We start from the raw sequence: 9,389 nt of genomic DNA, 5'->3' as shown, positions 1-9,389 counted from the left end.
ACCATTGTTTGATGGCGTTGTATTTCCTCGATTACTACCATTGTTTGGTGGCGTTGTATTTCCCTGGTCACTACCATTGTTTGATGGCGTTGTATTTCCTCGATCACTACCATTGTTTGGTGGCGTTGTATTTCCCTGGTCACCACCACTTTTTGGCTCACTTTGCTTTTTCTCTTCTGGTTTCTTTTGTTTTTCTTTTTGCTTATTTTCACTCGGCTGTTCAGTTGTATTTGCTGTTTTCGTATTTAGAGAAGAATCACGCTTCTCACCTTTAATACGTAATTCGCTACCTTCTTGAACCACACTGTTTGGCATTTTAAATTGCGACTTATCTGTAGCAAACTTACTCATCATTTCTTTAAAAATCAATTGAGCTATTTTCGTATTTTTACTACTAATATAATCATCTTTACTATCCTTTGTATATCCGGTCCATACTGCCATCGTATATTGTGATGTATAACCAGCAAACCAACTATCACGAGTTGCACTTTCTGGTAGATTATATTGTGCTATTTGTTCTAAAGAATAGTTTGTTGTACCTGTTTTACCCGCTATATCTAAAGAACCTATATTAGCTGTTGTACCTAATCCAGATGAAACAAAAGTACGAAGCATATCAGTAATCATATATGCTGTAGAATCCTTCATAACTCGTTTTGACTTTTGCTCAAAGCTTTTTGATTTACCATCTGAATAAATGACTTTTTTAACAAAATGTGGCCTCGTATACTTACCATCATTACCAAATGCCGCATAAGCACCTGCAATTTCAGTCGGTGACGCTTCATTTGTACCAATCGCTGTTGATTCGGTCGGTGCTACATTAAATGTAATACCTAGCTTTTCAGAGAAACCTTTTGATCTATTAATTCCTACTTCTTTTGCAGTTTTTATTGCCGGGATATTTCGGGAAGTCTTCAATGCATCACGCATTGTAATTAGTCCCAAATGCTTTCTATCAGCATTTCTAACTTCTTGTCCCGTTGAGTACTTATATGGAGAGTCATCAATTTGATGGTAAGTAGCCCATTTTAAATATTCAATTGCAGGAGCGTAATCAAAAATTGGTTTCATCGTTGAACCTGCTGAGCGATTTAATTCAATTGCAATATTATGTCCTTTAAAAACAGCTTTATTTTCACCACGCCCGCTACCAATTGCACGTACTTCTCCTGTTTTCGTATCCATAAATGTGAAAGCCCCTTGGAATTTCTCATTTGGATAATTAATAATGTCTTTATTTAAAAGTTTGTCCGCAAAATCCTGTGCCTTTGGATCTAATGTTGTATAAATTTCTAAACCGTCAGATCCGATATTAACATCTGGCAACTCTTTTTCAACTTCTTTCACAACCGCATCCATAAAAGCAGGATAGGGCATTTCTTTTTGTTCAGTTGCTTTCTTAAGTCCTTCTGTTACTGGAACTTTTGATGCTTCTTCCATTTCTTTTTTTGTAATATAACCATGTCGATTCATTAATTTAAGTACAACATTTCTTCTTTCTGTTGCTTTTTTGATATTTTGTTCTTTCGTTGGATCATAGTTATTAGGAGCTTTCATTAAACCAGCAAGCATTGCAACTTCTGGTAGTGTTAAATCTTTTAATTCCTTACCATAGTAATTTTGGACTGCTGTTGCGATTCCATATGAACGGTTACCTAAGTAAACTTTATTTAAATACATTTCTAAAATTTCATGTTTTGAATACTGTTGTTCTAGCTTATACGCTAAATATATTTCTTGCGCCTTTCTCTTTGACGTTTTTTCCATCGATAAGAAGTAATTCTTAATAACTTGCTGTGTAATCGTACTTCCACCTTGAGAGCCGTAATCCCCTTTTAGGCTGACTAAGGCTGCACGTGCAGTACCTTTATAGTCTACGCCACTGTGCTCGTAAAAACGTGCATCTTCTGTTGCTAAAAACGCATTTTCTACTAACTTAGGAATCTGATCATACATAATATTCGTTCGTTTTTCTTTTCCATATTCATATATCAATTTCCCATCTTTATCATAAATTTTTGAGGATAACGGATTAACAAGTTTTGCTTTCTCAAGTTTTGGAGCATCTTTAATCATAACGAAAAAGGTAGCAACCCCTGCGACTAACCCCACAATACCAAGTAATAAACAACTAACTAAAAACTTACGAAAAAATGATGTTTTACCTTTTGCTTTTTGTTTCTTAGCAGCAGGCTGTTTTTTCTTTTTAACTTGTCGTCGCTCCTCTCGAGAACGATAATTTTCTGACATGCTACTTTCTCCTGCCTTTCAATTCTCCTGTTGATTTACTTAAAATTATTGAAGCCACTTTAAGAAATATATTCATATTTAAAAAGTGTACTAAATAGACAATTTAAGTAATAAATTTGTTCCACTTTAAGATGAGGAAGAAATTTGAGCTTATCTGATAACGAAACAGAAACGGTAATCGTGGCACAACTAAAAAAATGGATTTTCATAGAAAATCCATTTTTAGCTTGATGGGCATGTGGTGCTACCCCACATCGCTATCAATCTAAGATTTTAAAGTATCCCCTAAACGAAATTTTTCCCCTTCTACATGTAGTTATCTTATCGTAAGCGTTGATGACATGAAATTCGAAAACGGAAGACAACATAAACTAACCAAAGTTTACATACGTAAAAAGGATTGCTGTTGTTAAACAAGCGACCTGATTAATTACCATAATCCTTCTTATAAGAAGGACAAAAAGCTAGTATTCTACTAGCTTTTTTGTACATAAATAAATATTGAATATAAGAATTTGATTACATTTCCATGAATTTTGTTCTTAAAAATTGTTTATGACTTCAATTTTATTTCATAATGGGATAGTTTTTTCCCTGGATATTCCTTATCATAAGCAAATTGGAACCCGAGTGTCTCCAATACCTTTTTTGATTTATCATTTGTAATTTTAATTCTCGCAATTAGTTTTTTAATTTCCATTGAGTTAGCAGCATACTGTATAGATGCTTTTGCAGCTTCTGTTGCATAACCACTTCCCCAAGATGCAGGATCTAAAAGGTACATAATTTCAACTTCCTCTTCTTTTTGATCTACATATCTTAAGCCACAATGTCCTATAATTTCCCCGGTACATTTATTTAATACTGCCCATACACCAAAGCCATATAGATTCCAATGATTTACGAATTTTTCAACATATATTTTTGCTTCTTCTTTTGTCATCCCTCTAGATGCTGCAAGCCATTTACCGACTGTATCTTGTTTTACGATGTTATAAATATCATCAATATCTTCTAAACTTACTTTTCTCATATAAAGCCGGTCTGTTATAATTGTTTTTTCGTCTATTTTAACATTCATATAACTCGCCCCTTTAGACAGTAATAAATAGTTCTTTCTAAGTTTATTATATTTTCCCGTTTTTTTCCATGATACCCATTACTTATACCTTTTCTATAGTCTATTAAATAGCGGTGCACAACACTTCTCCATCAAATTAGAAAAATTTTATATCCATATAATGAAAAAAACGCTATTCTTTTTGTAGAAATATACAGAAAGGATGGCGTTTTTGGTATGAATTTATCGATTTCTAATGAACTAGAATTATTTTCTAAAGAGTTACAACGATATATGTCACCACATGTTTTAGAACAATTAGCTAGAGAGATAGGGTTTGTTAAACGAAAAAGTAAATACCGTGCTCAAGATTTAGTGGCTCTATGTGTTTGGTTAGGCCAAAATATAGCTCATACTTCATTGACACAATTATGTAGTCGCTTAGAAACAAATACAGGTATTTCTATGAGTCCAGAAGGACTCAATCAACGATTTAATTCTCAGGCTGTGCAGCTTTTACAACAAATATTAACCTATTTACTCCACCAACAACTCTGTACATCTAGTAAGATTTCAACTGTATATACAAACCATTTTCGCAGTATTCGTGTATTGGATTCTACACATTTTCAGATTCCAGATAAATTTGCTTTTACATATCAAGGTTCAGGAGGTAGTGGTCATAGTGCTGGTGTAAAAATTCAACTAGAGTACGATTTACTTAGTGGTCAGTTTTTACATGTTTATGTAGGGTCTGGAAAGCACAATGATAAAAATTATGGTTCTACGTGCTTAACGTCTCTTCAACCGCACGATGTATGTATACGTGATTTAGGATATTTTGATTTGAAAGATCTGCATATGATAGACGAGTGTGGTGCTTATTTTATTTCACGATTAAAGCTCAATACTCGTATATATCAGAAGAATAGAGAGCCTGAATACTTTCAAAATGGAACAATAAAAAAGCACTCTGAGTACGTCCAACTAGATATGGAGCAATTTATTGACCAATTACAGTCTGGTGAAACATATGAGATTCCTGAGATTTATATTGGAATGTATCAAAAACTTCCTGCAAGACTTATTCTGTATAAATTAACTGAAACGCAAATGAAACGTAGACAAAAGGACTTAGCTTCTAAAGAACACAAGAAGCAAATCACCTATAAAGAACGCAGTAAGCGACTTAGTGCAATCAACTTTTACATTACGAATATCCCTTCGGAATACCTACCAAGAGAACAAGTATACGATTTTTACTCCTTACGATGGCAAATTGAATTGATATTTAAAACATGGAAATCATTTTTTCGTATTCATCATTGTAATTCTGTAAAATTAGAACGGCTAGAATGTCATTTATATGGACAATTAATTAGTATCCTTCTTTGCTCCTCCACCATGTTTCAAATGCGTCAATTACTCCTCGCCAAGAAGAAACGAGAGCTGAGTGAATATAAAGCGGTTTATATTATTAAAGATTACTTTCTACTTCTTTATCAAGCTCTACAAAAAGATACTCAAGAACTATCAAAAATCTTGCTTCGTTTGTTTAATTTTTTGCAGAAAAACGGAAGGAAATCTCATTGATATGAGAAGAAAACAGTCTTTGATATATTGGGTGTCATGTAGAATTGCTTCGTTACTCATAATCATGTAGCTTAATTAAAAAATTGAAACCCGTTAGGGTTTATTTGGTATGCAGATTTTTAGATAGCTGATATCACCTCTTTAGAAAACAGAAAAAATCTAGTTGAATGGACTTTTATTTAATCTTATGTTGATGGGCATGGGGTACCACCCACATTTTAACGAAAATATACGCTAAGCAAATTCGATAAAAAAGAATATGGGCTTTCTGCTCTAAGGAAAAGCCCACTCTAAGTTTTTATTATATCAACTGGATATCACTGTAAGACCTTAGTTTCTACTTTTCTCTGATTCATTACTAAAGTTAAAATGAACAGAATCACGCTTAAAAATAATATCATGAGAAACACCTGTTGATAACCTTGAGAAAAGTCACGTATAATACCTGCTAAAACAGGAATAAGTCCACCAATTATATATCCTCCTGACTGCATCATGGCAGTCCATGCACTTGCATCTTCCGGTGTATTTGTTTCATCCAACGGTAACATAAGAGCCAACGGAAATAACCCACCAAGCCCAATTCCAAGTAAAATAGAAGGGATCCATGCTGTAGTCAATGGATATATCATGAGTGACAAACCTATTACCACAAAACACACACTACCTAATAACCAAAATGTTCGATTTTTATAAAAATCCGCTAAAGTTGGAATGACAAAGCTGCATACCATTTGAACAAATGTAAAGACGGTAACCAGAGTTCCAGCTTGCTGACTATTTAACCCTACACTTTGAGTTGCTGGGGCAAGCCAAGTGGTAATACAATAAAAAATACCCGATTGCAGTCCAAAAAAGACTGTAAACAACCATACCTTCTTATTTTTTAATGGTAATATATTGTTTTGTTTATTATGTGTTTTAGTAGTTTTATCTAGTCTCATAACGGGATACCAGAAGAGAAGAGCAACAATGGTAAACACACTCCAAAATGCAAGTGCCATATTCCAAGAGTCTTTCAATACATGTTGTAAAGGGATAGTCATCCCTGCGCTTAAGGAAGCACCTGTTCCCATTCCAACTGAATATACTCCTATCATTAAACCAATCTTAGTAGGAAACTTCTCCTTAATAAATCCAGATAGCAATGGACCAGCAACCGCAATACCAATACCAATAAATAGAGAGCTAATAAGCAATGTGAGAACTGAATAAGTAAAAGCTCTCATACATGTTGCAACTCCAATTAAAATCAGACAAGCTAAAATTGCCTTTTCTGCTCCATACTTCTTGTTCACCTTACCTGTAAGTAATGCAAACACACCCATACATAATACGGGAATAGATGTCAGAAAACTAACGGAAAAGTTGCTCATGTTTAAGTCCTGACGAATTGTCTCTAATAAAGGTGAGATTGATGTGATTCCTATACGTAAATTAATAGAAGCAAAAAATAATGCCAATATATAGATATAGGTTCGTTTTCTATTTTTCAAATTATATATCTCCTCTCTCAAAACATCAATATTGAGTATATCATCTGATGTTTTACGGTGTAATTATTTATTTAATCGTATCAATAGCAACTCTCTTAAACTGTCCGATAGTGCATCCACCTCAATAATTCTTTCTAGTGCTTCTTTATTGTATTTATTGTGGAATTTAACATGATTGACTTGTGAAATCGATACCCTTTTAGGATGCGATGCAACAAGTTGTAAACAATCACTTGCCGACACATTACCTTCTTGTAGCACTCGACATAGGAAACCGGTATATCCTGTTTGTTGCATTTCAAACGCTAGATTAGGAACGTCATATTTTTTAGCAAGCTTATAACATGGATTCCTTGGCTCGGAAACCTGTATGACTGCTTCTCCGAAGGCGAAGATATCCCCAATATGAATCTTTTCTTCAGTCAAACCGTATACCGTGATATTTTCTCCAAAGAGTGAATCATCTATCATGTTATGGATTATATTGTTCCAATAGGCGTAACGATTATAAGAATACACACACAAAGCTTTATCTTTTCCGCCATGGTCCTTATAGGCTTGTTCATCTCCAATTAAACCTATTTTCGTTAAAAAAATCCTTCCTTGGACAGGACGCTTTCTTATCGCTGTTGAAATAACAGTTTTTCCATAGCTTAGATTTTCAACTTTGCCAATATTAATGGACTTTACTTGAAAAATAGTTTCTGGCATTATCTATCTCCCTTCATAATTCATAATATCATCTGATGTTTTTAGTTGTTATTTAAGGAGCTTATTTCAGCTCCAAATTTTGAATAGCGTATGTTTGTGCTTTTTCTGCATTTTGATTTAAAATAGCCTGGAACAATTTTTCATGAATAACAGAGTTGTCTTGATAGTCATTTGTATTTAATATCAATTGGGTTAGGATATGACGAAGAACGGGTACAAATGATTGATACAAATCCAACATAACCTGGTTCTTACTTGCTTTTGCAATAGATAGATGAAATTGAATATCTGCATCTATATATTCTAAATAATTCCCCTCGTGAAGAGCGTTCTTCCTCTTGTTTAAATATCCTTTTAGGAGTAAAAGGTCTTCCTCATCGCGGCGTTTTGCAGCCAGCATAGCTACTTCTTTATCTAACATATTTCTTGCTTCAAATACATGGTCTATATTGGCATTTTGTAACCTTTTTTCAAATGAATCTTGTACCATACTTAGTGATACAATACGAGTACCGTGTCCTTGCCGAACCTCTAATATGCCGGCATGTACTAAGATTTTTATACTTTCTCGTAGCGTCGAACGTCCTACGCCTAGCTCTTCCATTAATTGTGGCTCTGTAGGAAGTCGATCGCCTACTGCGTATTCACCAGAAAAAATTTTTTCTTGTAGACGTTCCAAGACTTCATCGACTAACTTCCTATGAGAAACTTTTGAAAAAGATTTTTTTGAGTTTATATTCATCTGCTCATCTCCTGTTTTGTTCGTTTTTATGATAACTAATTTAAGTTAATTTGACAATGTCATTTTTAGACAATTTAATCTTTCATTGATAATAACATGATAATGATTCATCTCAAAAACCAGTTACTAAACTCATTACCCCAAAAAAGTCCCATAGCAAACATTAGATGTCGTTTAAGGAAATTTTTTAACGTACGCTAAGCAATTTTTCATGTAGAAAAAGCCGCTTTCTCCTGTCCGTTAGGGGATAATCGACTTTTTACTGTTAACGTGAAGCATGACAGAGATTTTTAAACCCTGCAGATTTGGCAAAACGTCTCGTTACATGCCTTTAACCTTGTTCAATTAGATTGTTTAAATGCTTGATTGTACAATGAATTGTAGTTTGATAAGATCTCAACCCTAACATCAAACGAACTCTCATTTTAATAAAACGATGAAAATCTTCTTTCCTGTTTTTCTCTCTATTGTTTGGTTGCTTACATTAGAAATGCTCAACTGTATAATGACTCCTTTTAAACTTACAAATAGACTTGCTAATAACGTTTCATACTGATTATCCCTTTCTTCATGCTGTAATACTTAATAGAAAACCTAAGTAATAAGGTTGTTCCACATTTACAAAAAAAATAATTAACTATAAGATGAAATAGGCTACATAAGGGAGGGTTATATGTTACATACAAAAAGATGGAGATTTTTTGCGGTTCTTTCTATCGTAGGTTTGATTTTACTAATTTTATCAAAAATCAACTTCATTTCAATTACTATCGCAACTTCTTCAGCTGAAAGAGGAAAGATTTTTGATCAAAATGGTGTAATACTAGCTACAAATAAGAAAGTTAAGTCTCTATATTGCACTTCTAATGATGAAAAGCTATCGAAACAAGATACATCAAACACATTAGCTTTTTTCAATCAATTTTCAAAAGTATTTCAACATGACATTTCGGCAGAGGACATAAAATCACAATTACAGCAATCTTGTAAAAAGCAAACTATGAATGATATACCGTTATACTCTGATATAACTGAGAATGAACTTACATTCATAAACAAAAACAAACCCAATAATGTAATAATTAAAGATGAATGGATTCGATATTATCCTAAACACGAAATTGGTTCACAAGTAATTGGGTATGTAGAAAATGACCTTAATTCAAAGCATAAGACTGTTGGAAAAAGCGGGATTGAGCTGCAATATGAAAATGATTTAAAAGGAAAATCAGGAAAAACTCTTATTTTTAAGATTGGTAATAAAAACTTCTTCTGGAACATTCAAAACGTACAAAAAGGAAAAGATGTCCGGCTAACCCTAGACTCTAAATTGCAGCAAAAAGCAGAAGAAGCATTAAGATCGCAAATTAAGAAAACACCTGATGCTAAAGCTGGTTATGTTGTAGTCACCGATGTAAAAACTGGCGCAATTTTAACTATGGCCAACTCGGCAGTATTTAATCAAAATACACATGTATCATCTAAAAATGAAAACTTTAAATCACTTTCGCAAAATAAAGCAATTCAAAAA

Annotated in this window: 5 protein-coding genes and 3 pseudogenes; 2 read left to right on the top strand and 6 right to left on the bottom strand. The window is 33.4% G+C overall.

What is annotated here, in order from left to right:
* Together RT27_RS31805 and RT27_RS31800 are read right to left on the bottom strand one after the other, a co-directional pair.
* The coding region (locus RT27_RS31805) for a PBP1A family penicillin-binding protein (protein WP_043939337.1) at nucleotides 1–2,256 on the bottom strand (2,256 nt) is incomplete at its 3' end.
* A 553-nt stretch (nucleotides 2,257–2,809) separates the two neighbouring features.
* Complete coding sequence (locus RT27_RS31800) at nucleotides 2,810–3,337, bottom strand: GNAT family N-acetyltransferase (RefSeq protein WP_043939335.1); 528 nt, start codon at nucleotides 3,335–3,337, stop codon at nucleotides 2,810–2,812.
* 216 nt (nucleotides 3,338–3,553) lie between these two features.
* Here RT27_RS31800 and RT27_RS31795 point away from each other — a divergent pair.
* Nucleotides 3,554–4,951: pseudogene (locus tag RT27_RS31795) on the top strand (IS4 family transposase).
* 275 nt (nucleotides 4,952–5,226) lie between these two features.
* Here RT27_RS31795 and RT27_RS31790 read toward each other — a convergent pair.
* The 4 genes and pseudogenes from RT27_RS31790 to RT27_RS35610 all read right to left on the bottom strand — a co-directional run.
* Nucleotides 5,227–6,405: an MFS transporter gene (locus RT27_RS31790; RefSeq protein WP_043939333.1), complete on the bottom strand. Its 1,179-nt coding sequence runs from the start codon at nucleotides 6,403–6,405 to the stop codon at nucleotides 5,227–5,229.
* A gap of 63 nt (nucleotides 6,406–6,468) precedes the next feature.
* The gene (locus RT27_RS31785) at nucleotides 6,469–7,116 is read right to left on the bottom strand and encodes an MOSC domain-containing protein (RefSeq protein ID WP_043939332.1); all 648 of its coding nucleotides are present in this window, start codon (nucleotides 7,114–7,116) and stop codon (nucleotides 6,469–6,471) included.
* Between the two features lie 61 nt (nucleotides 7,117–7,177).
* On the bottom strand, nucleotides 7,178–7,858 hold the full coding sequence (locus tag RT27_RS31780) for a FadR/GntR family transcriptional regulator (protein WP_016083330.1): 681 nt from the start codon (nucleotides 7,856–7,858) through the stop codon (nucleotides 7,178–7,180).
* A gap of 268 nt (nucleotides 7,859–8,126) precedes the next feature.
* Nucleotides 8,127–8,240 (bottom strand): annotated as a pseudogene (locus RT27_RS35610) (IS6 family transposase); the annotation flags it as partial.
* 291 nt (nucleotides 8,241–8,531) lie between these two features.
* Here RT27_RS35610 and RT27_RS31775 point away from each other — a divergent pair.
* Nucleotides 8,532–9,389: pseudogene (locus RT27_RS31775) on the top strand (penicillin-binding protein 2); the annotation flags it as partial.

The sequence above is a fragment of the Bacillus sp. L_1B0_5 genome (assembly GCF_000836715.1).
Lineage (GTDB): Bacteria > Bacillota > Bacilli > Bacillales > Bacillaceae_G > Bacillus_A > Bacillus_A thuringiensis_S.
Note: the sequence above shows the minus strand (reverse complement) of the source record. Positions and strands in the feature narration are given on the sequence as shown.